Raw genomic sequence first — 19,495 nt, forward strand, 5'->3', positions numbered from 1 at the left:
CCAGGAGCGATTAGTAAGCTGATGCTGCAGAACTTTGTTAATATTTTTCGTGTGAAGGACCTTAGGAATAAGGTCCTTTTCACGCTTCTCATGGTGGGTATCTACCAGTTGGGGTCCAACATTCCGGTCCCAGGGGTGAGTTACTCGGCGATCCATGAGCTGGTGACGCAGTCGCGAGGTGCTGGCATCTTTGGGTTTCTTGACCTGTTCTCCGGTGGTGCCCTCTCGAGGGCAGCTCTCTTTGGCCTCGGGATCATGCCCTATATCACGTCGTCGATTATCATTCAGTTGCTCACCGGGGTGATCCCCAAGCTGACGGAGTGGCGTGATCAGGGCTCTGCGGGCGAGCGCAAGATCACCCAGACGACACGTTACCTCACGATCGGGCTCGCGGTGTTGCAGGCGACTGGGTTGGCCTTTGTCTTCCATAGCGGCCTCGGGGTCATCCTGGGGAATCAGCAGTCCCTTGATCTCATCCCCGATTTCACCATTCCCAGGGTGCTCTTTATTGTGCTCACCCTCACCGCTGGCACTGCGCTGGTGATGTGGATGGCGGAGTCGATCACCGAGCGTGGGGTTGGCCAAGGTATGTCGATCCTCATCTTTGCGAACGTCGTCAGCATCATCCCCTCAGGAGGGCGGCTCATCTTCGATCAGGCTGGGGCTTTTAAGTTCACCATCATCGTGATTGTGGTACTCTTGCTTCTGGTGGCCATCGTCTTTGTTGAGCAGGGACAGCGCCGTATCCCGGTCGTGTTTGCACGAAGGGTTGTCGGACGCAGGATGTATGAAGGTGGGAACTCGTACATTCCGCTGAAGGTCAATCAAGCGGGGGTCATTCCCATCATCTTCGCTTCGTCGATCCTCTACTTCCCAGTGCTGCTGTCCAACGTCATCCCCGTTGATAGCTTCCGTACCTTTGTGAATGATCACCTCCTGAACGCCACTAGTGGGTTCTACATCATCACCTACGGCCTCTTGATCATCGTCTTTACATTTTTCTATGTGACGGTGGCCTTTGATCCCTATCAGCAGGCAGAGATTATTCGGAAGCAAAATGGGTACATTCCAGGGGTGCGTCCTGGCCAAGCAACCCAGCAGTATCTTTCGCGAATTCTGAACCGTATCACCTTGCCTGGCGCTCTGTTCCTAGCGGCGATCGCAGTCATCCCGTCGATACTGCTTTCCGCATGGCATATCACCTCGTTCCCGTATGCAGGGACGACCATCCTGATTGCGGTGATTGTCGCCCTTGAGACGGTCAAGCAGATCAACTCCCAGCTCACCATGCGTAACTATAAGGGATTCTTGAAGTAAGATGGTCTCCGGTCACCCTCTCCGGCTCGTGCTGGTCGGTCGACAAGGGGCGGGGAAGGGTACACAGTGTGTGAGGGTCTCACATCGGTATGCCATCCCTCACATCTCGACAGGAGATATGCTGCGGGCGGCGGTTGCGGGGGGTTCGCCCTTTGGTCAGCTTGCTAAGTCCTACATGGATCGTGGTGAGTTGGTACCAGACTCGGTGATCAACGGTGTGATCGCTGAACGGTTGGAGCAGCCAGATGCGCGCTTGCGTGGGTTTGTGTTGGATGGTTTCCCCCGTACCAAGGATCAGGCGATTGAGCTTAACGCACTGCTAGAGCCAGCCTCGTTGCACATGGTGATCAATCTCGAGGTGTCGGTGGCGTTGGTATTACGTCGGCTCTCGTCCCGTCGCGTCTGTTCAGTCTGTGGGAGTATCTACTCCGATGAACTGCCCCCCAAGACCGTGGGGATCTGTGATAACTGTGGCGGCGAGTTAGTACAGCGTGAGGATGACACCGAGGCGGCCATTCTGCGGCGGCTTGAAATTTATGAAAAGACGACGACGCCGTTGCTCGGATTCTATGCCGACATGGGGCTACTGGAGACGGTCGACGGGGTTGGTACTCCTGATGAGGTGCTCGGGCGCATCAGCGATGTTCTCGCAAAACACGGGTTTTATGAAGGTGGTTGATCATGGTTCGCACAGAGACTGAACTGGCATCGATGCGCAAAGCAGGGCGTGTCACGGCGGAGATGTTGGCGGCATGCCGGAGTGCTATTCGTCCGGGAGTCACGACGGCTGATTTGGATCGGGCAGCTCGCGATGTCTTGGAACGGCGGGGGGCGAGATCTAATTTCCTGGGCTATCATGGCTTTCCTGCGGTCATCTGCACCTCGCGCAACAACGTCATTGTGCACGGTATCCCGAGTGAGGACGAAGTATTGCGGGAGGGTGATATCATCTCGATCGACGCTGGGGCCATCGTCGAGGGTTACCATGGCGATGCGGCCATTACGGTTGCAGTAGGAGAGGTTCCCGCACGAGTAGAGCGATTGATCGAGGTGACCGAGGCATCGCTGCGGGCAGGGATTACCATGATGAGGCAGGGTAACCATCTCCACGACATCGGTCGGGCAGTTGAGGAGGTGGCGCTTGGTTCTAATCTGGGCGTGATCCGCGACTATGTCGGCCATGGTATCGGAACCCAGATGCACGAGCCGCCGAATGTCCCCAACTACTGGCCTGGGCGGCCCGGCCCAAAGTTGCGTGTCAATGAGGTCTACGCGGTGGAACCAATGCTGACCTTGGGTGGCGAGGATACCGTGGTGTTGCCCGATGGTTGGGGTGTCGTCACCGCCGATGGAACATGGGCTGCGCACTTTGAGCATACGATCGCGATCACCGAGGATGGACCGGAGGTCTTTACCGTGCTTGACGACCTTCCCTGAGGTCCTTCCGATTATACTAGCAAGGTAGCTTTTTGCGCCCCGCGGCCTGTTGGCCGCGACATAACTGCTGTAGTCGTCAGGTTCTGGCGTGTCTGGGTGATATCAATCAGCGTGATCGGTAGGAGGATGAACTGGCGAAAGGAAAAGAGGACACGATCGTCCTTGAGGGTACAGTGGTAGAACCACTCCCGAATGCGATGTTCCGTGTAGAGCTCGAGAATGGTCTCAAGGTGCTAGCCCATAGCTCTGGAAAGATGCGAATGCATCGAATCCGGATCTTGCCAGGGGATAAGGTCCAGGTTGAGTTCACGCCGTACGACTTAGCACGTGGTCGTATTACCTACCGGTACAAATAAAGAGGTTAGAGGAAGCAGCGACGAAATGACGAGGAGACTCGGTGGATCGAGTCGCCCGTTTCGGGAGTTGGTTCAGTGATGGAAGGAGCACTATGAAGGTTCGACCCAGCGTCAAGCCGATCTGTGAGAAGTGCAAGTTGATTCGCAGAGAAGGTAGGGTCCTCGTGATTTGCGAGAACCCGCGTCATAAACAACGGCAAGGATAGATATGGCTCGTATAGCAGGAGTTGATATTCCAAGGGAAAAGCGAGTAGAGATCTCGCTTACCTATATTTTTGGTATCGGTCTTACCACGTCGCAGCAGATCTGTGCGGCGACTGAGGTGAGCCCGGATACCAGGGTGCGTGATCTGACCGATGACGAAGTACTTCGGCTTCGTACCTACATCGACCAGAATTTGAAGGTTGAGGGTGACCTCCGCAGGGATGTCGATCAGAATATCAAGCGCAAGATCCAGATTGGATGTTACGCCGGTATTCGACACCGTCGTGGACTCCCGGTCCATGGACAACGGACGCACACCAATGCACGTACTCGTAAGGGTCCACGCAAGACAGTCGCGGGCAAGAAAAAGGTAAAGCGTTAAGTAATTCACGCATTGGCGATTGATGAGATTCGCCAGATGCGTTCTTTGAAGGGAGTTTCATGGCCAAGCCACGACCTGGAGGTAGGAGACCTCGCAAACGGGAGAGGAAAAATATAGCGCGAGGTGTCGCCTATATCCATTCCTCTTTCAACAACACCATTGTCACCATCACCGATCCCACCGGCAACGTACTCGCTTGGGCGAGTTCGGGCAATGTGGGCTTCAAGGGTAGCCGCAAATCAACCCCGTTCGCCGCGCAGGTTGCCGGCGAGACCTGCGCCAAGCGTGCGATGGAACATGGCGTGCGTGAGGTCGATGTCATGTTGAAGGGTCCAGGTTCCGGTCGTGAGACTGCCCACAAGGCTCTCGCATCGGCAGGTATTGAGATTCGGTCGGTGAGGGATGTGACGCCGATCCCACACAATGGATGCCGACCAAAGAAGAGGAGAAGAGTGTAAGTGGCGCGATATACGGGGCCGGTTTGTCGGCTGTGCCGACGAGAGAAGACCAAGTTGTATCTAAAGGGCCCAAAGTGCGAGAGTGCGAAGTGCCCGATTACGGTGGGTCGGTTCCCCCCGGGGGAACACGGACGGGATCGGCAACGCCAGCCCTCCGAGTACTCGATCCAGTTGCGTGAAAAGCAGAAGGTTCGTCGTACCTATGGGGTGATGGGGCGCCAGTTCTCCAAGACTTATGGGGAAGCTGCTCGCCAGCGAGGTATCACCGGCGAACGGTTGCTGCAACTGCTCGAGCTTCGACTCGACAACGTGGTATACCGTGCTGGTTGGGGGTCGTCGCGAGCACAGGCTCGTCAGTTCGTTCGTCACGGTCACATCCTGGTAGACGGGCGTCGGGTGGATATTCCTAGTTATCGTGTCCGCGCGACACAGGAGATCTCCTTGAAGGAGAGCTCACGCTCGCTTGCCGTCATCGAGTTCAACCGTGATATCGTTGCCCGGACAGCGCCCGCTTGGCTCGAGATGGCCCCTTCGGGCTTCTCGGCACGGGTGTTGAATACGCCGCTTCGAGAGCAGATCGATCTCGATGTTCGAGAGCAGCTTGTCGTCGAGCTCTTCTCGAAGTAGCCGCGATGGTTGGCCGCGCAAGAGGGCCAACATGGTTAGTAGCGATGAAGTGACTAGTGAAATAAAGAGGAACGAGTAATGCTCATAATTCAGCGACCAAGGGTGGAAGAGGTAGGCGAGGAGACCGCTAATCGTCAGGTCTTCTCGGTAGGCCCGCTTGAACCGGGGTTTGGTCACTCCGTTGGCAATGCCCTGCGAAGGGTATTGTTGTCGTCGGTGCCAGGTGCTGCCATCACGCAGGTGCGTTTTGATGATGCACTGCATGAGTTTACGACGATCGCTGGCGTGAAGGAGGATGTGATTGACATCATCCTCAATCTCAAGGACATCGTTCTGCGCTGCTATTCACCGGATCCCGTGACCATTCGGCTCGATGTGAAGGGTCCGGCAACCGTGCATGCGGGAGATTTCATGCTCTCGTCTGAGGTCGAGGTCGTGAATCCTGAGCTTTACGTGGCAACCGTCTCCGACAAGGGAAGACTCGCGTTGGATGTCGTCGTTGAACAGGGCCGTGGCTATGTGTCTGCGGAGCGCAACAAGCGGACGAACACCATCGGAATCATTCCAATCGATGCTATTTTCTCCCCGATTCGGAACGCGAACTACGTGGTAGAGCCGGTGCGGGTGGGACAAGCGACCGATTACGACCAGGTCATTGTCGACGTTGAGACCGACGGTTCGTTGTCGCCCCGTGAGGCACTCGCGTCAGCCGCCGGCACGCTCACCGGGATCTTTGAGCTCGTCTCGGAGTTGGTAGCAGATGCAAGTCGGCTGGTGGTCGCTGATGAGGTGACTGCAGAGGAGCGGTCTCCCGACTTCGATCTACCGATCGAAGAGCTCGATCTCACTGAGCGACCGAGGAACTGTTTGAAGCGGGCGCAGATCAATACGATTGGTGATCTGGTCGACCGAAGTGCCGACGATCTCTTGGCCATCACCAACTTCGGACAAAAGTCCTTGGATGAGGTGGCGGAGAAGTTGGCAGCACGAAATATGTCCCTAAGGAGTGATAGTTAATGGTACCCGGCCGTCCAAAACGAGGCAACCGTCTCGGGAGTGATGCATCCCATCAGCGAGCGATGCTCGCTAATCTCTGTGCTTCGTTGATCGCTGCAGAGTCAATCCTGACCACCGATGCCAAGGCCCGTGCGCTGCGCCCGGTGGTCGAGAAGTTGGTGACGAAAGCCAAGAAGGGTGACCTCCACCAGAGGCGACAGGTCATCGCGTTTCTCCGTGATGAGGATGCAACAAAGAAGCTGTTCGATGAGGTTGGGCCACGATATCAGAATCGACAGGGTGGCTATGTGCGGATTCTCAAGCGTGGGCCGCGTCATGGCGATGGTGCACCCATGGTCGTGATTGAGTTCGTCTAACCAAAGCAGGTGAAGTGGGCGCTGGTCCTCGCTTATGATGGATCGCCCTTCCATGGGTCGGCGCCACAACCGCAGGTAGAGACGGTTGTTGGGTCGTTGCTACGTGCGCTTTCGCTACTCAAGATCGAGGTCGGCGATGTCGCCCTTGCAGGTCGGACTGACACCGGAGTGCATGCTCGGTTCCAGGTGGTTTCATTCGCAGCCTCTGATCTGGCTCGCGAGTCATTCCCACGGCTGCAGGCGATTGTGCCTGAGGGTATCTTCCTTCGTGCGGGGATGAGCGTACCTCAGGAGTTCCATGCCCGGCACTCAGCCCTCTGGAGGCAATACCGCTATCGAATTCGTAGGGCAACACGGGATCCACTCTTCCCGAATGCCTGGCCCTTGGTTCATGAGTTGGATATCTCTGCCATGATTGAGGTCGCAAATTGGCTCGCTTCCGTCGATGAGTTCGATGCGCTTTGTAAAGCCAACAGCGCCGGAGGTTACCGACGTCGCCTCCTCGCCATCGACATCGTCGACGGTGAGGGTTTCGTTGACATCTCGGTGGTTGGGGTGAGCTTCTGCCATCAGATGGTCCGACGGATCGTAGGCGCACTTGTCCAGGTTGGGCGTGGCCGTTGGTCAGCTGCTCGCGTCGTAGAGGCCGTCGTGGCGCGCGATCGCGCTCCACTCTGTGAGTTAGCCCCGGCCCGCGGTCTTTATCTATGGAGGATCGGTTACCAGCCGATCTGGGAATGGGCAGCAAAAACCGTTTTTGATCGGGGTTTTGACCAAGACTGGGTAGTGATCGACAGGTTGGAGCTTCCCTTTCCCCTAGAATGGAGCGCCGAAGCTCCCTATGACCCGCAGCCGGTTCCAGCGCGAACACGGTATGCACGTGAGCCGGATTTGAGTGAGCCGGATTTGAGTGAGCCGGATTTGAGTGAGAAAGAGTAAGTATGAAGACGTTTGTGACCACGACCGCTACGGTGGAGCGTGAATGGTGGGTAGTAGATGCGCAAGGCTTACGTTTGGGTAGGCTTGCTACGGAGGTTGCGAGCCTCCTCAAGGGTAAGCACAAGCCCTATTTCGCGCCGTATCTCGACTGCGGCGATCATGTCGTGGTGATCAACGCCGATAAGATCCAACTGTCTGGTGCAAAGGCGGAGAAGAAGGTGTATTATCACCACTCCGGCTACCCAGGTGGTCTACGTGAGTCGAAATTTCTCGAGATGATGGACAAGCACCCAGAGCGAGCGGTTGAACTCGCCATTAAAGGTATGTTGCCAAAGAATCGCTTAGGGCGCCAGATGTTCCGCAAGCTCAAAGTGTATGCGGGCCCGAGCCACCCACACACGGCTCAGCAGCCGACCGTGTTCGATCTCAGTAATCGCATCAAGGCCTCGTAAGGAGCGAAATGACTACACCTTTGACACAGTCCACTGGTAGACGCAAGACGGCGACAGCGAGAGTGCGGTTGGTTCCTGGCAACGGTGCTGTGGTGATCAATGGCAAGGAGCTACGCACGTATGTGACTTCAGTATCGCAACGAGGCCAACTGGTTGAACCGCTGAAGCTGGTAGAGCTTGACGAGGTCTATGACGTCTATGCCACCGTCGATGGCGGTGGGATCGCTGGTCAGGCGGATGCCATCCGACTCGGCTTGGCGCGTGCCATCATCGAGTTGCACCCAGAGCATCGAGCAGCCCTGAAGAAAGAGGGCATGTTGACGAGGGACGCTCGCAAGAAGGAATCCAAGAAGTACGGTCTAAAGAAGGCTCGTAAGGCTCCTCAGTATTCGAAGCGGTAAATGCTCCGCTTTGGAACCGATGGGATTCGCGGTCGTGCGAATCAGGAGCTCACTATGGAGGTCGGTTATTGGCTGGGGGTTGCTATCGCTCACGCGATACAGCCCCCAGCCTTTGTCATTGGGCGAGATACACGCGAGTCAGGGTACTGGCTTGCCCAGGCGGTGAGCCTCGGGATCGCCTCGGCTGGGGTTGATCTGATCGACGGTGGGGTTCTGCCAACGGGAACGCTCTCGTGGGTGGCCCGTACACTGAACCGCCCGACGGTGGTGATTTCGGCCTCCCATAACCCCTACTTCGACAATGGCATCAAGGTCTTCAACGAACAGGGAGCTAAGGTGTCAGCCGAGGTCGAACGGACGATTGAAGGACATCTCGCGCGGTTCTTGGAGGGACAGCGGCCTGCATTCGGCGAACTCGGTCGTGTTGAGCATCGCTCCTTCGATGAGGCGTATGTCGATTGGGTCCTCGATCGTCTTGGCCCAGTGACGTATCCGTTGCGCGTGGTCATCGATGGTGCCAATGGAGCAGCCTGGCGCATGGGACCGCTGTTGATGTCCCGACTCGGTGCAGAGGTCGTCACCGCCATCGGCGACCGTCCGAATGGGCGTAACATCAACGATGGAGTTGGTGCCTTGCACCCTGAAGTCTTGGCCAGGTCGGTGGTTGACAACGAGGCAGACCTTGGTCTCTGCTTCGATGGCGACGCTGATCGTCTGATTGCGGTCAGTGAGTCAGGGACGGTCGTCGATGGCGATGAACTGCTGATGCTCTTCGCTCTTTATTTGCAGCAACGCCATGCGCTTGCACACAGCGCTTTGGCGGCCACCGTCATGAGCAACCTTGGCCTTGAGCGCACCTTGGCCAGACATGCCATCTCTGTTGTCAGGACCGACGTCGGTGATCGGCAGATCGCTACGGCAATGGTGCAGGGGGAGCTCTCTCTGGGTGGTGAGCAGAGTGGGCATATTATCGTACAAGACCTTGGTCCTACCGGTGATGGGCTGGTCTCCGGAGCGCTATTGTTGCACGCGCTCGCAGACTGGGGCGGATCGTTAGATCGTTTCCGTGCCCAAGAGGTGGTACGGTTTCCGCAGATACACCGGCAAGTCAAGACCGAGGTGCGCGACCGCATCCTCGCAGAGACTGATTTCTTGGAGTTGGTTGCCAAGGTCGAGGCTGAGTTGGGATCTGATGGAAGAGTGGTATTGCGTCCAAGCGGTACTGAACCCGTGTTCAGGATTCTTGTCGAAGCAGCGGATGTCGGGGTGGCCCAACGCTTGGCCGACCAGCTCGTTGCCAAGGTGGAGGTCGTCACCGGACGGCTCATGTCGATCTAAAGGAGGTCTTGCTATGTGCGGTATCGTTGGAGCGGTGGGGGCCGAGCTGGATCTTGTCTCGATTTTTGAGGGGCTTCGTCGGCTTGAGTACCGGGGCTACGATTCGGCCGGAGTGGCGATCATCCATCACGGTGAGCTTGAGGTGGCGAAGGCATCGGTAGCCCGTGAGTCAATGGGAGTCTTAGCGGATTGGTTGACAGCGCAGCCTTTCACCACGGGTCAGGTGATGGTGGGACATACTCGCTGGCCGACGCACGGAGCACCGACCCTGGCGAATACGCATCCTCACCTGGACTGCACTGGGGAGATCGCTATTGTGCACAATGGCATCATCGAAAATTTTCGCGAACTGCGCCAAGCCCTGCTTGAACGGGGACACGTGTTCCGCTCTGACACCGATTCCGAGGTGATCGCGCACCTTTTGGAGGAGGCGTTGCGCGATGGCGGGCGCCCCGCTGATGCCCTTGGTACGGTTTTTGGGCAGCTCCTTGGACATATGTCGATCGTCGTTGCGTTGCGTTCGTATCCTGGACTCCTTCTCGGTGTGCGTCGAACATCTCCATTGCTCGCTGGGCGCAATGGGCGGCAATCCTTTTTCGCCTCGGATGCGCCGGCCTTTCTTTCCCTTGCGGATCAGTTCTATGAAGTGCCCGAGGATAAGGTGGTGGTCCTTGGTGAGGGAGTCGAGGGCGACGGGGGAGTGTCATTGGCGACCTTGGAGCCACTCACGATCGAGTGGAGTTCGCAGGATGCCGTGCTCGACGGTTTTGCGAGCTATTACGAGATGGAGTTGCATCAGTCGCCCGAGGCCTTCTACGATACGGTGTCAGCGTTGATGACACTCGACCATGAGGCGATAGTCGATCAACTTTCGATTGACTCCTATGAACTTCGGCGAGTCCGCAAGGTGGTAATCATCGGATGCGGTACGAGCTACCACGCTGGTCTGGTAGGCCGTTACTTGATCGAGCATCTTGCGCGGATCCCTGTCGAGGTCGATGTCGCCTCCGAGTACCGCTACCGCGATCCAATCCTTGACGCGGATACCCTGGTGGTCGGCATCAGCCAGTCAGGAGAGTCCCTTGAGACGATCACCGCTCTGCGCGAATGCATGGCCAGTGGTGCGCGCACCATCGCCATCACCAACGTGATCGGTAGCCAGTTGAGTCGAGTCGCTGACGCCGTGCTCTACACACGGGCAGGGCCCGAGATCTCTGTTGCGTCGACGAAGACCCATCTCGCCCAGATCGGAGCGCTCGGGATGTTGGCCATCTATCTCGGGGAGTTAAAGGGGGTTCTCTACCCGGAGGAGTCCAAACGACGCCGGCGAGAGCTCCTAGCGATGACCGAACTCTTGCGTATGACGGTGCAACGGCAAGAGAGTTGGCGTGCCGGCATGGCCGAGTATCTTCATCGGGAACGATTCTTCTTCATTGGGCGTAATCTTCTCTATCCGGTGGCCATGGAGGGGGCGCTGAAGATGAAGGAGTTGAGCTATATCGCGGCTGAGGCGTACCCTGCGGGCGAGCTCAAGCACGGCCCGATTGCGATGCTCGATGAGCAGGCAGTGGTCGTGGCGCTTCTTGGCAAGGATCGTCTTCACGAGAAAATGCTCTCCAATCTCGAGGAGGTGCGAGCGCGAGGTGCCAAGCTCGTCGTCGTAGCCGTCGATGGCGACGCGAGTCCGACCGATCTCGCTGACACCATCCTCCGGGTGCCGCAATCCGATCCGCTCTGGTCACCGCTATTGATGGTCCTTCCCTTACAGGTGCTAGCTGGTTGGATGGCACAGGTACGCGGATACGATCTCGATAAGCCCCGCAACCTCGCCAAGACCGTCACTGTTGAATGATCGCCTCGATTAACTCTTCGAGGATTGCGATCGAGTGAGCAAGGCTAAAGTCGCGACGGATGCCTCGATGGTCGATGACCGGCGGTGCACTAAGGACTGTTTCAACGTCGGCCGCAAAGGAGTCGGTGTCGGTGGGTTCGGTGATTGTCGCACCGTAGGGAGCGAGTTCACGTAGCCCGCCGAGGCCACTGATGATCGTGGGAATGCCAAGTGCGAGTGCTTCAAGGGGAACAAGACCCAAACCCTCAGGTCGCGTAGAGGGTGCAAGGATGGCCGACGCGGCGGCCATACGTGTGGCGAGTTTTGTACTGGAGTCGATTCGGGGTGCCAGCGTGCATCGGGTAGAGGCCTCGATACGGGCCACGAGGGCACGATGTTCGGCGGTGGGCTCGGTCCAGGGGGAAAAGTTCGCCAGGAAGACCGTCATTGACCTTGGGTGAGCAAGCCGTTCAACGGTGGCTATGGTCTCTTCGACCCCCTTCTTGACCAGCAGGCGGTTCGGAAACAATAGCCGCTGATCTGATCCATTCCACGGCGGACCACAGAGAAAGGCTGGATCCACAAAGGGTGGTAAAACTCGGGGGAGCGAGGTGAGCCCGAGATGATGCTTCGCGTGATGGGCCAGGAAGAGCGATACCGTCGCGACGGTGACCTGGCGGGGAATGGGGACTGGCTCCAATGCGGGTGGTTGTGATTCCCCTGTGGTCGGGGTCCATGCTTCGGCGGTGTTATGGAGGATGAGCACCGTTGGCTTGTCGATCTGGTGGGTCCATTCCGGTCGGTTGTTGATCACCACCACGTCGCAGGACTCAACCACTTGGGCGAGGGGTAGACGGCTATGGTGGGTGGATTGCGTTCCATCATCAAAGCGTGAGACCAGGATGGATTCGTAACCGTCGAGTCCGGCTGCCCAACCGGTAACGAGTCGTTCGAGTCCACCTGCACTTGGTGTCAGGGGTGCGAGTTCCGTGCCGACAAAGCCGATACGCCGAGGTGATGCCATGCATGTAGCGTAGACTCACCAGACGATCAGTGTGAGCCTATTTCATTTGTTATCGGGTTTCGCGATACACTAATGGCAGTTATGATCACTCCAGAGCAACGCCGTATCGATCCCAACTACCTCATCACGCTTGCGCTTGTCGCCGAGACACATAACCTCTCTGATGCAGCCAAGGAGCTTGGTATTTCGCAACCGGGTGTCTCCCAACAACTCAAACACCTCTCGGATGCGGTGGGTCAACGGCTGCACGTCCGTTCTGGACACGGGGTGGAGCTCTCGATTGCTGGTCAAGACCTGGCCCGTCGTGCCCGCGAGGTCTATCGTGCCTATCGTGGGGTTCTTGACTACGTCGACAGCGTGGCAAAGGGTAACGACGGACTGTTGCTGATCGCGGCTTCGAATACGGTATCTGCCTACATTCTCCCACGCTGGCTTGTACGGTATCGTACCAAATTTCCCGGTGTTGATCTGCGTACACGGTCGCTCAACTCATCCGAGGTGACGGAGTTGGTGGTTGCTGGCGAGTTCGAGGTGGGGGTCATCGAATCCCCATCTGAGGAGCTGCCCGAGAACATGCTTGAGATCATGGTTGGTGGAGATCATCTCGTGTACGTGGTGCGACCAGAGCTCCTCGGTGCGCTTCCGAACCAGATGCTCGGATGGGGCGAGGTGTCACGCATCCCGCTGATCCTTCGGGAGGCGGGCTCTGGTGTGCGACGTGCCACGGAGGAGGCCCTCGCGGCCAGTGGGTTAGCACCGCGCTTGGCGATCGAGTTGGCCGGCGGCGAGGCGGTCAAGGAGGCGATTCTTCAGGGCGTTGGCGGTGGGTTTCTCTCCTCACTCGCGGTGGTGCGAGAGGTCGCTGCGCACGAGCTGGTTCGGGTAGAGATTCGAGAATTGGCACCGATAGCTCGGCGATTCAGGATCATTTCGCGGGCGCGAGAGACGCTTTCGACGCCGGCCGCACGGTTTGTGGAGACGGCCGAGATGGTCGGGGCACCTGAGATCGAGTGAGAATCCGCACCGGCATCGACGCCGTTGAGGTGCCTCGGTTTCGAGTCGCCCTCGAGCGCACTCCTCAGATCGTTGAGCGCCTCTTCACACGGGCGGAGTTCAATTCTGTATCCGGGCGTCCAGAGAGCCTTGCCGCTCGTTTTGCGGTCAAGGAGGCGACGATGAAACTGCTAGGGGTGGGCCTAGGGTCGGTGCGATTCCAGGAGATCGAGACCCTGCGACTACCCTCTGGTGCGCCTGTTCTACAGCTGTCGGGAGGTGCAGCCCAACTCGCTATGGATGGTGGCGTTGTCGAGTTTTCGTTGAGTTTGACGCACACCAAGATGCTCGCGATTGCCCATGTCGTTGCGCTAATCGAGGAGTAACGGTCGACGGCTAGGCTCATGTGACGGAGTTGAGTCGGGAGGTCGTTGTCGTGGATCCAGTAGTCTCAGTAGCAGAGGTCGCGAAGTTTGATCGCGAATTAGCGGAACAAGGGGCGACGTCTGCGGTGATCGATCGGGTGGGGTATGCACTCGCACAGGCGGCGATTTCTCTCCTCGGCGGGACCTATGGCCGTCGCGTGCTGATCGTCGCTGGGCGTGGTAACAACGGGAACGACGGGCGGAGCATGGGGCACCATCTCAACCGACTCGGGGTGTCGGCCCTGGTGGTCGAGCCCGAGGCGATGCCGCTGCTCTCGATGGGTCCTCAGCCAGATCTCGTGGTTGATGCGATCCTTGGAACGGGTCTGGCTCGGCCCTTTGACCCACCAAAGTTGCCTGACGGGGTCCCAGTACTCTCCGTTGATCTTCCCTCTGGGATCTCCGGTGACACCGGAGAACTCGTCGGCGAGGCGATTCATGCAGACTACACCGCGGTTATCGGTGCGCTCAAGTTTGGTCATCTCTTTGGGCCAGGGCGTGAGCGCTCGGGCCGGCTGGTGCGTATCCTTCCAGAGCTGCATCCGGTGGATTCGCGTTGCCATCTGGTGACAGCCCGTGATCTTGGCGCTGTCATCCCAGAGGTGCCCGCCCAGAGTCACAAATGGTCGGCAGGTGTCATGGTCGTTGGCGGCTCAGCTGGCATGCGTGGCTCTGCGGGCTTTGGTGCGGGAGGCGCAATGGCGGCTGGTGCGGGGATGGTGCACCTGGTGACGAGGGCGGAGCCGAATGAGATGATCGATCACCCTAGCGAAGTCGTCGTCGATCGGCTCGAGTCCTACTTCGCGGAACCGGTCGTCGCCGCCTCCAGACGCTTTCGTTCCATCGTGCTGGGGCCGGGCCTTGGAGGTTCGTTGCAGATTGGGAACTTCGTCCGTCGTCTTCTGGTCGATACGGATTGCCCGATCGTTCTTGATGCGGACGGGTTGACCTGTTTTCGTGACACGGCGAATCTTGCTCGAACGCTCACACGCCGGCGAGCTCCGACCATTTTGACACCGCATCATGGTGAGTTCGAACGGGTTTTTGGTCCGATCGAGGGCTCCCCAGTCGTAGCCTGTTCGCAGGCGGCCATCGATAGCGGTGCCGTCGTCCTTTTGAAGGGATCACCGACGATCGTCGCTGATCCATCGGGTGCGGTCGCCCTGTCAGCTGTTGGAACGGCCAAACTGGCGAGCGCCGGGACTGGTGATGTGCTCGCTGGAGTCATCGCCGGGCTCCTTGCACAAGGGATGTCTGCTTATGAGGCCGCCTGGGCTGGGGCCTACCTGCACGGCGCGGCTGGTGCGGGTGTGGCCACCGGCAAAGTGACGGCGACGTCGCTTGTTGAGGCCATCGCGCGCTATTACGGGAGTCTCAATTGCGTGTCGCCCGCGCAGGAATTGCTTCGGTGATCACCTCCTCGCGCCGACCGACCTATGCCGAAGTCGATCTGGTGGCGGTACGCGAGAACGTCGCGCGTCTCCATTCCCTCGCACGGAGTGCTAACGCCCAGGTCCGGCTTGGCGCGGTGGTGAAGGCGGATGCCTACGGCCATGGTGCCGAGAGGGTCTCCGCCGCCGCGGCTCTGGGTGGCGCTGACGTCTTTTTTGTGGCCACTCTCGATGAGGCGATCGCGCTGCGTACACACCTCGTGCAGTTGCCGATCGTGCTCCTTGGAGAGCCGGACCCCTCTCTGCTTGGTGAGACCATCAGACATCGCATCACCCCGACGATCCATACGACCAAGACCCTCACTTCGATGATCGAGGAGGTAGAGGCGCTCTCTCGGCGTGATCGCGCCCAGTATCAGCCGACTCTGCAACTCGAAGTGGAGACTGGCCTGCATCGCTTGGGCAGCGAGGCGGGGGAGGTCCTCATTATGGCCAAGGCGGCTCAGGCGGCCGGCATCGGGGTGACGGGGATCTACTCGCACTTGGCCAGGGCAGATGAAGGAGAGCCGGGTGAGGAGAGCGTGCTCGCACAGGTTATGCGTCTGCAAGAGGTCTATCAGGGCGTGGTCGGCCTACTGGAGGTACCGCCCCTGCTGCATCTTGCCAATACGGCGGGCCTGGTCAACTACCCACAGACCGGTTTTGACCTGATCCGTCTTGGGATCGGTATGTATGGTTATGGTGTCAGCGAAGTCGCTGTGCGACCAGTGCTGCGGCTCGTGAGTCGGGTAACGAGGCTCCATCAACTCGAGCAGGCCAGTGGAGTCTCGTACGGACATCGACGCTGGCACCCCGCGGGGACGTCGATCGCAACGATTCCCATCGGCTACGCCGATGGGTTCCGCCGCGGACTCTTCGATGCTGGGGGTCAGGTGTTGATCCGAGGAACGCGTCACCCCCTGGCCGGCGTGGTGGCGATGGATCATCTCATGGTCGCTGTGACCGATCCCGCCGTTGAGGTCGGTGATGAGGTAGTGCTCATCGGCGCACAGGGTTCGGAGTTTATCGGAGCTGATGAACTCGCGACTCGTCTCTCCACCATCAGTTATGAGATTCTGACTGGCATCAGTGATCGTGTTCCCAGGAGATATCGTGGCTGACTCCATTGCACTTCTGTGTGCGCAGGCGCTCGTCTGTCAGTCGTGTGGGTTGGCCACGACCCGCACGCAGGTCGTGGTCGGTGAGGGTGAGGTCCCAAGTGACCTGATGATCATCGGAGAAGGTCCTGGGGCACGGGAAGATGAACTGGGTCGCCCTTTCGTAGGAAGATCAGGGAAGCTCCTGGATCGGTTGATCCAGGAGGAGCTTGGGCGTACCCGAGACCAGGTCTACATCACCAATGTCGTGAAGTGCCGACCTCCAAACAACCGCGATCCGCGACCTGACGAGATGCATGCCTGTGCACCATGGCTTGAGCGCCAGATCGTGTTAGTCGATCCGCGGGTCATACTCCTGCTTGGCAAGACGGCCGTCTCTCGTGTCCTCGGTGTGACGGGGTCGTTGACCGCGTTACGGGGTCGTAGACATGATCGCAATGGCATTCTCGTTATCCCAACCTATCACCCCGCCTACGTCTTGCGAGGCGGGGCCACGCGCCTGACGGAGATGCGAGTGGATTTTGCACGAGCTCGCTTAACGCTTTCTGGTGGGCCGCATGCGACGTGAGTTGGCAACGCCCGAGGAGATGGTTGCGATCGGTCGCCGGTTTGGAACGACGCTGGTCGCTGGTGACCTCATCCTGTTGACGGGGGAGTTGGGTGCGGGTAAGACCACCTTTACCCAGGGGGTGGCCAATGGCCTCGGTATCGAGCGGCCAGTGACCTCTCCGACCTTTGTGACCGTGAAGTCCTACGCCCTCGCGAGAGGAGGCGAGCTCTACCATGTTGATCTCTACCGCGTGCAGGACCCCGACTACCTCCAGGACCAAGGTATCCTGGAGGAGTTGGATCGAGGCGCGATCGTGATTGTCGAGTGGGCAGAACATGGGCGTGCACTCGAAGAGTATGAGCGCCTGGCGATTACCATCATGGTTGCAGACTATGGACGCGTGATGGAGTTCGAAGGAACCCCCGATTGGCAGGAGCGACTGCAATGGCTACGTTGAGTACCCCGTTGACCGTCCTGGTCGACTGCACGACTCGTCCCGGACGGATTGTCGCGCGGCGCGACGGGGTCGATCGTGAGCGATCTATCGGTGATCGTCCACTCGGCACGCTCGCGAGTACCGTCGAAGAGCTCACCGATGGCGACGTGATCGAGCTACTGGCGCTGGTAACTGGGCCAGGACCACTGCTACCGTTGCGCAGCGCGGCGGCCTTTGTGCGCCTTCTGGCCTGGTCGCTGGGGGTTCCCGTGGTGAGTTTCCGATCGCTCGATCCGTTGGCTGAGGACCTTGCGAGCGTTCTTGGTGCGGGCCAGCGTGGCCTCATCCTTGAACCGCTTGGTCGCAATAAGCTACTTCAGGTCGAGGTCCGTGCGGGCCAGGCCCAGGCGATCGATCGTGTGCGTGTGCTTGCTCCGGCTGATCTGTCGATCGAACCTCAAGATCTGGTAGCGGGTCAGTTGCGTGAGGAGGGGCGTCGATGGGGTGCGGAGCTTTTTGAGGCCAAGCATAACTTGGTTGACTACGCGGTGACACGCTTCCGGTGCGGGGCGGTGAGCGATCTTGGAGATCTACGTGCCTGGTACGTGAAGGATTCTGGTGTTCGACGGGGTTTTGACGTGCGCTTAGCTGATGGGTCAATCGGTAGGGTCGGTCGCCAATCATGACCGTGCGTATCATGGCGATGCAAGAACAACACCTCGATGAAGTGGTGCGAATCGAGCAGGAAATCTCCGGTATTCCGTGGAGTCGGCGACTCTTTGAGGAGGAGATTACTCGACGCAAAGACCGACGGTATCGCGTTGCGGTGACGGAGGAGGGTGATCAGCTGCTGGGTTATTTGGGCATGCTCTACATCATCGACGAGGCACACATAGCCACCGTCGGGGTTGATCCTCATCACTGGGGACACAAGGTGGCGACCCGCCTGGTCCTCGATGCGCTTGACGCCGCCCGTGTGGAGGGAATCAAGGACTGCACGCTAGAGGTGCGCGCCCATAACGACCGCGCCAAACGCCTCTACCAGCGCTTTGGTTTTGCTCCGGTGGCGATCCGACGTGCGTACTACCATGACAACGGCGAGGATGCGATCATCATGTGGCTCTATGACCTCGATGCGCCTGGTGAGTTGGCCCGGCGTCAGGGGATTGCTGAAACGCTCACCCAGGATGGACGAACCCATGCTTGAGCACTCCAGCAACACCGCTTTCACCGAACCCTCCAGCATGCAGTTACGGCTTGTCGACGCCGGTGTGATCTTGGGCATCGAGACCTCATGCGATGAGACCGCGGTGGCGGTACTGTCAGGGACGACCGTGCTCTCGTCGATCATTCAATCCCAGATCGAGATTCATGCATCGTTTGGCGGAGTGGTGCCTGAGTTGGCTGCGCGGGCCCATGATCACGCGATCCTTACGACGATTCGCGCCGCCCTCGATGAGGCGCATCTGGGCCTCGATCAACTCGACGCGATAGCGGTGACCAACGGCCCTGGCTTGCCAGGGGCACTGATGGTGGGGGTAGGAAGCGCCCAGGGCTTAGCGCTCGGACGACATCTTCCACTCTATCCAGTGGATCATATGGAGGGTCATCTGTTCGCGGCGGCCCTTGAGGCACCGGTGGAGCTGCCGGCGCTGGTGCTCCTCGTCTCTGGCGGGCATACCGAGATGATCAGGGTGGAGGCGCCTGGCGCGTATCGACTGATCGGAAGAACTAAGGATGACGCAGCCGGTGAGGCTTTTGACAAGGTGGCTCGTCTGTTGGATCTCGGCTACCCAGGAGGGCCAGCGATTGAACGAGTGGCCCAGGAAGCCACGGCGCCGAGTATCAGTTTTCCTCGCGGGTTGCGAGGCGAAGGACTTGACTTCTCCTTCTCGGGTTTGAAGACGGCGGTGATGTCGTTCGTGAGGACGCATCCTGAGGTGGGAGTAGCTGAAATTGCGACCGCATTCCAGATCGCCGCCGTGGATGCGCTGGTGATCAAGGTCGATCGTGCGCTCTCTCTTGCACCCTATGCATCGGTCGTGCTCGGCGGTGGTGTCGCTGCCAACGAACTGTTGCGTACCATGATCCGCCAGGTCGCCACTGATCGCGGTATCGCTGGAGCGATCCCTGCGAAACGATACTGCACCGATAACGGAGCGATGATCGCTGCGGCTGCTGCCTTTCACCGATCGATGGGGGATCCAGGTGTTAGTGCCGTCGATGCCGATCCCGGGCGTACCCTTATCGAGGGTGTTTAGACGCAGAGAGGCTCGGCATCGACTTCGCCTGCGGAATCGTTGCCCATCTGGGTCAAGTACGCTCCCTGCTGCGAGAAAACTTGCCTGTGAGGATGGAAGTTAGCACTCGAGGCACTAGAGTGCTAGTTGGCCAATAGGTGGCA

Annotated in this window: 25 protein-coding genes; 24 read left to right on the forward strand and 1 reads right to left on the reverse strand. The window is 58.7% G+C overall.

All coding sequences use genetic code 11. The features are described 5' to 3' along the window. Positions 1-21 precede the first annotated feature (21 nt). From secY to glmS, 15 genes are all read left to right on the forward strand, one after another. Positions 22-1,317 (forward strand): preprotein translocase subunit SecY, encoded by a 1,296-nt coding sequence (gene secY / locus M7Q83_RS07290; RefSeq protein ID WP_298336869.1) that lies wholly within the window; start codon positions 22-24, stop codon positions 1,315-1,317. A gap of 1 nt (position 1,318) precedes the next feature. Then, on the forward strand, positions 1,319-1,996 hold the full coding sequence (locus M7Q83_RS07295; protein WP_298336871.1) for an adenylate kinase: 678 nt from the start codon (positions 1,319-1,321) through the stop codon (positions 1,994-1,996). A gap of 2 nt (positions 1,997-1,998) precedes the next feature. Continuing rightward, complete coding sequence (gene map / locus M7Q83_RS07300; RefSeq protein ID WP_298336873.1) at positions 1,999-2,754, forward strand: type I methionyl aminopeptidase; 756 nt, start codon at positions 1,999-2,001, stop codon at positions 2,752-2,754. A 131-nt stretch (positions 2,755-2,885) separates the two neighbouring features. Then, the gene (gene infA / locus M7Q83_RS07305; RefSeq protein WP_081901039.1) at positions 2,886-3,110 is read left to right on the forward strand and encodes a translation initiation factor IF-1; all 225 of its coding nucleotides are present in this window, start codon (positions 2,886-2,888) and stop codon (positions 3,108-3,110) included. Between the two features lie 92 nt (positions 3,111-3,202). Further along, on the forward strand, positions 3,203-3,316 hold the full coding sequence (rpmJ, locus tag M7Q83_RS07310) for a 50S ribosomal protein L36 (protein ID WP_081901038.1): 114 nt from the start codon (positions 3,203-3,205) through the stop codon (positions 3,314-3,316). 2 nt (positions 3,317-3,318) lie between these two features. After that, a complete protein-coding gene (gene rpsM, locus M7Q83_RS07315) occupies positions 3,319-3,696 on the forward strand; it encodes a 30S ribosomal protein S13 (RefSeq protein ID WP_298336876.1) in 378 nt (125 codons plus the stop codon). A gap of 59 nt (positions 3,697-3,755) precedes the next feature. Beyond that, a complete protein-coding gene (rpsK, locus tag M7Q83_RS07320; protein WP_035389048.1) occupies positions 3,756-4,154 on the forward strand; it encodes a 30S ribosomal protein S11 in 399 nt (132 codons plus the stop codon). Further along, positions 4,155-4,781 (forward strand): 30S ribosomal protein S4, encoded by a 627-nt coding sequence (gene rpsD / locus M7Q83_RS07325; RefSeq protein ID WP_298336878.1) that lies wholly within the window; start codon positions 4,155-4,157, stop codon positions 4,779-4,781. Positions 4,782-4,859: 78 nt separating this feature from the next. Continuing rightward, entirely contained in the window at positions 4,860-5,798 is a 939-nt protein-coding gene (locus tag M7Q83_RS07330) for a DNA-directed RNA polymerase subunit alpha (RefSeq protein WP_298336880.1), read from the forward strand. Beyond that, the gene (gene rplQ / locus M7Q83_RS07335) at positions 5,798-6,154 is read left to right on the forward strand and encodes a 50S ribosomal protein L17 (protein ID WP_298208868.1); all 357 of its coding nucleotides are present in this window, start codon (positions 5,798-5,800) and stop codon (positions 6,152-6,154) included. The genes M7Q83_RS07330 and rplQ overlap by 1 nt, the downstream gene beginning before the upstream one ends. Before the next feature lie 9 nt (positions 6,155-6,163). Then, the gene (locus tag M7Q83_RS07340; RefSeq protein WP_298336882.1) at positions 6,164-7,093 is read left to right on the forward strand and encodes a tRNA pseudouridine synthase A; all 930 of its coding nucleotides are present in this window, start codon (positions 6,164-6,166) and stop codon (positions 7,091-7,093) included. Between the two features lie 2 nt (positions 7,094-7,095). Next, positions 7,096-7,545, forward strand: coding sequence for a 50S ribosomal protein L13 (gene rplM, locus M7Q83_RS07345; protein WP_298336884.1), 450 nt, complete (start codon positions 7,096-7,098; stop codon positions 7,543-7,545). Positions 7,546-7,553: 8 nt separating this feature from the next. Beyond that, positions 7,554-7,946 (forward strand): 30S ribosomal protein S9, encoded by a 393-nt coding sequence (gene rpsI / locus M7Q83_RS07350; protein WP_298336886.1) that lies wholly within the window; start codon positions 7,554-7,556, stop codon positions 7,944-7,946. After that, positions 7,947-9,284 (forward strand): hypothetical protein, encoded by a 1,338-nt coding sequence (locus tag M7Q83_RS07355; RefSeq protein ID WP_298336888.1) that lies wholly within the window; start codon positions 7,947-7,949, stop codon positions 9,282-9,284. It begins immediately after the preceding gene. 13 nt (positions 9,285-9,297) lie between these two features. Continuing rightward, positions 9,298-11,136 (forward strand): glutamine--fructose-6-phosphate transaminase (isomerizing), encoded by a 1,839-nt coding sequence (gene glmS, locus M7Q83_RS07360; RefSeq protein WP_298336889.1) that lies wholly within the window; start codon positions 9,298-9,300, stop codon positions 11,134-11,136. On the opposite strand, the gene M7Q83_RS07365 is transcribed toward glmS, so the two are convergent. Next, the gene (locus M7Q83_RS07365) at positions 11,123-12,139 is read right to left on the reverse strand and encodes a glycosyltransferase family 4 protein (RefSeq protein ID WP_298336891.1); all 1,017 of its coding nucleotides are present in this window, start codon (positions 12,137-12,139) and stop codon (positions 11,123-11,125) included. The genes glmS and M7Q83_RS07365 overlap by 14 nt on opposite strands. Positions 12,140-12,211: 72 nt before the next feature. Here M7Q83_RS07365 and M7Q83_RS07370 point away from each other — a divergent pair, with 72 nt between their 5' ends. From M7Q83_RS07370 to tsaD, 9 genes are read left to right on the forward strand one after another with little or no spacing between them, the layout of a single operon-like run. Continuing rightward, a complete protein-coding gene (locus M7Q83_RS07370; RefSeq protein ID WP_298336893.1) occupies positions 12,212-13,153 on the forward strand; it encodes a LysR family transcriptional regulator in 942 nt (313 codons plus the stop codon). Then, on the forward strand, positions 13,150-13,518 hold the full coding sequence (gene acpS / locus M7Q83_RS07375; protein WP_298336895.1) for a holo-ACP synthase: 369 nt from the start codon (positions 13,150-13,152) through the stop codon (positions 13,516-13,518). The genes M7Q83_RS07370 and acpS overlap by 4 nt, the downstream gene beginning before the upstream one ends. A gap of 20 nt (positions 13,519-13,538) precedes the next feature. Then, positions 13,539-14,969: an NAD(P)H-hydrate dehydratase gene (locus M7Q83_RS07380; protein WP_298336896.1), complete on the forward strand. Its 1,431-nt coding sequence runs from the start codon at positions 13,539-13,541 to the stop codon at positions 14,967-14,969. Continuing rightward, positions 14,966-16,108, forward strand: coding sequence for an alanine racemase (alr, locus tag M7Q83_RS07385; protein ID WP_298336898.1), 1,143 nt, complete (start codon positions 14,966-14,968; stop codon positions 16,106-16,108). The genes M7Q83_RS07380 and alr overlap by 4 nt, the downstream gene beginning before the upstream one ends. After that, positions 16,101-16,673, forward strand: a complete 573-nt coding sequence (locus M7Q83_RS07390; protein ID WP_298336899.1) for a uracil-DNA glycosylase — start codon at positions 16,101-16,103, stop codon at positions 16,671-16,673. Before alr ends, M7Q83_RS07390 begins: the two co-directional genes overlap by 8 nt. Further along, on the forward strand, positions 16,663-17,112 hold the full coding sequence (tsaE, locus tag M7Q83_RS07395; RefSeq protein ID WP_298336959.1) for a tRNA (adenosine(37)-N6)-threonylcarbamoyltransferase complex ATPase subunit type 1 TsaE: 450 nt from the start codon (positions 16,663-16,665) through the stop codon (positions 17,110-17,112). Before M7Q83_RS07390 ends, tsaE begins: the two co-directional genes overlap by 11 nt. Next, positions 17,100-17,777 (forward strand): hypothetical protein, encoded by a 678-nt coding sequence (locus tag M7Q83_RS07400; RefSeq protein ID WP_298336901.1) that lies wholly within the window; start codon positions 17,100-17,102, stop codon positions 17,775-17,777. The genes tsaE and M7Q83_RS07400 overlap by 13 nt, the downstream gene beginning before the upstream one ends. Beyond that, entirely contained in the window at positions 17,774-18,298 is a 525-nt protein-coding gene (gene rimI, locus M7Q83_RS07405) for a ribosomal protein S18-alanine N-acetyltransferase (protein ID WP_298336902.1), read from the forward strand. The genes M7Q83_RS07400 and rimI overlap by 4 nt, the downstream gene beginning before the upstream one ends. After that, on the forward strand, positions 18,279-19,352 hold the full coding sequence (tsaD, locus tag M7Q83_RS07410; RefSeq protein ID WP_298336904.1) for a tRNA (adenosine(37)-N6)-threonylcarbamoyltransferase complex transferase subunit TsaD: 1,074 nt from the start codon (positions 18,279-18,281) through the stop codon (positions 19,350-19,352). The genes rimI and tsaD overlap by 20 nt, the downstream gene beginning before the upstream one ends. The last annotated feature ends 143 nt before the right edge of the window (positions 19,353-19,495 follow it).

It is taken from the genome of Ferrimicrobium sp. (genome assembly GCF_027364955.1).
GTDB lineage: Bacteria > Actinomycetota > Acidimicrobiia > Acidimicrobiales > Acidimicrobiaceae > Ferrimicrobium.

Coding starts and splice junctions, on each gene's coding strand:
- rplM (WP_298336884.1), top strand. CDS start 7,096: ATGAAGACGTTTGTGACCACGACCGCTACGGTGGAGCGTGAATGGTGG.
- rimI (WP_298336902.1), top strand. CDS start 17,774: ATGACCGTGCGTATCATGGCGATGCAAGAACAACACCTCGATGAAGTG.
- rplQ (WP_298208868.1), top strand. CDS start 5,798: ATGGTACCCGGCCGTCCAAAACGAGGCAACCGTCTCGGGAGTGATGCA.
- rpmJ (WP_081901038.1), top strand. CDS start 3,203: ATGAAGGTTCGACCCAGCGTCAAGCCGATCTGTGAGAAGTGCAAGTTG.
- tsaE (WP_298336959.1), top strand. CDS start 16,663: ATGCGACGTGAGTTGGCAACGCCCGAGGAGATGGTTGCGATCGGTCGC.
- M7Q83_RS07370 (WP_298336893.1), top strand. CDS start 12,212: ATGGCAGTTATGATCACTCCAGAGCAACGCCGTATCGATCCCAACTAC.
- rpsI (WP_298336886.1), top strand. CDS start 7,554: ATGACTACACCTTTGACACAGTCCACTGGTAGACGCAAGACGGCGACA.
- rpsM (WP_298336876.1), top strand. CDS start 3,319: ATGGCTCGTATAGCAGGAGTTGATATTCCAAGGGAAAAGCGAGTAGAG.
- M7Q83_RS07330 (WP_298336880.1), top strand. CDS start 4,860: ATGCTCATAATTCAGCGACCAAGGGTGGAAGAGGTAGGCGAGGAGACC.
- M7Q83_RS07295 (WP_298336871.1), top strand. CDS start 1,319: ATGGTCTCCGGTCACCCTCTCCGGCTCGTGCTGGTCGGTCGACAAGGG.
- glmS (WP_298336889.1), top strand. CDS start 9,298: ATGTGCGGTATCGTTGGAGCGGTGGGGGCCGAGCTGGATCTTGTCTCG.
- M7Q83_RS07400 (WP_298336901.1), top strand. CDS start 17,100: ATGGCTACGTTGAGTACCCCGTTGACCGTCCTGGTCGACTGCACGACT.
- M7Q83_RS07355 (WP_298336888.1), top strand. CDS start 7,947: ATGCTCCGCTTTGGAACCGATGGGATTCGCGGTCGTGCGAATCAGGAG.
- M7Q83_RS07365 (WP_298336891.1), bottom strand. CDS start 12,139: ATGGCATCACCTCGGCGTATCGGCTTTGTCGGCACGGAACTCGCACCC.
- tsaD (WP_298336904.1), top strand. CDS start 18,279: ATGGACGAACCCATGCTTGAGCACTCCAGCAACACCGCTTTCACCGAA.
- secY (WP_298336869.1), top strand. CDS start 22: ATGCTGCAGAACTTTGTTAATATTTTTCGTGTGAAGGACCTTAGGAAT.
- map (WP_298336873.1), top strand. CDS start 1,999: ATGGTTCGCACAGAGACTGAACTGGCATCGATGCGCAAAGCAGGGCGT.
- rpsK (WP_035389048.1), top strand. CDS start 3,756: ATGGCCAAGCCACGACCTGGAGGTAGGAGACCTCGCAAACGGGAGAGG.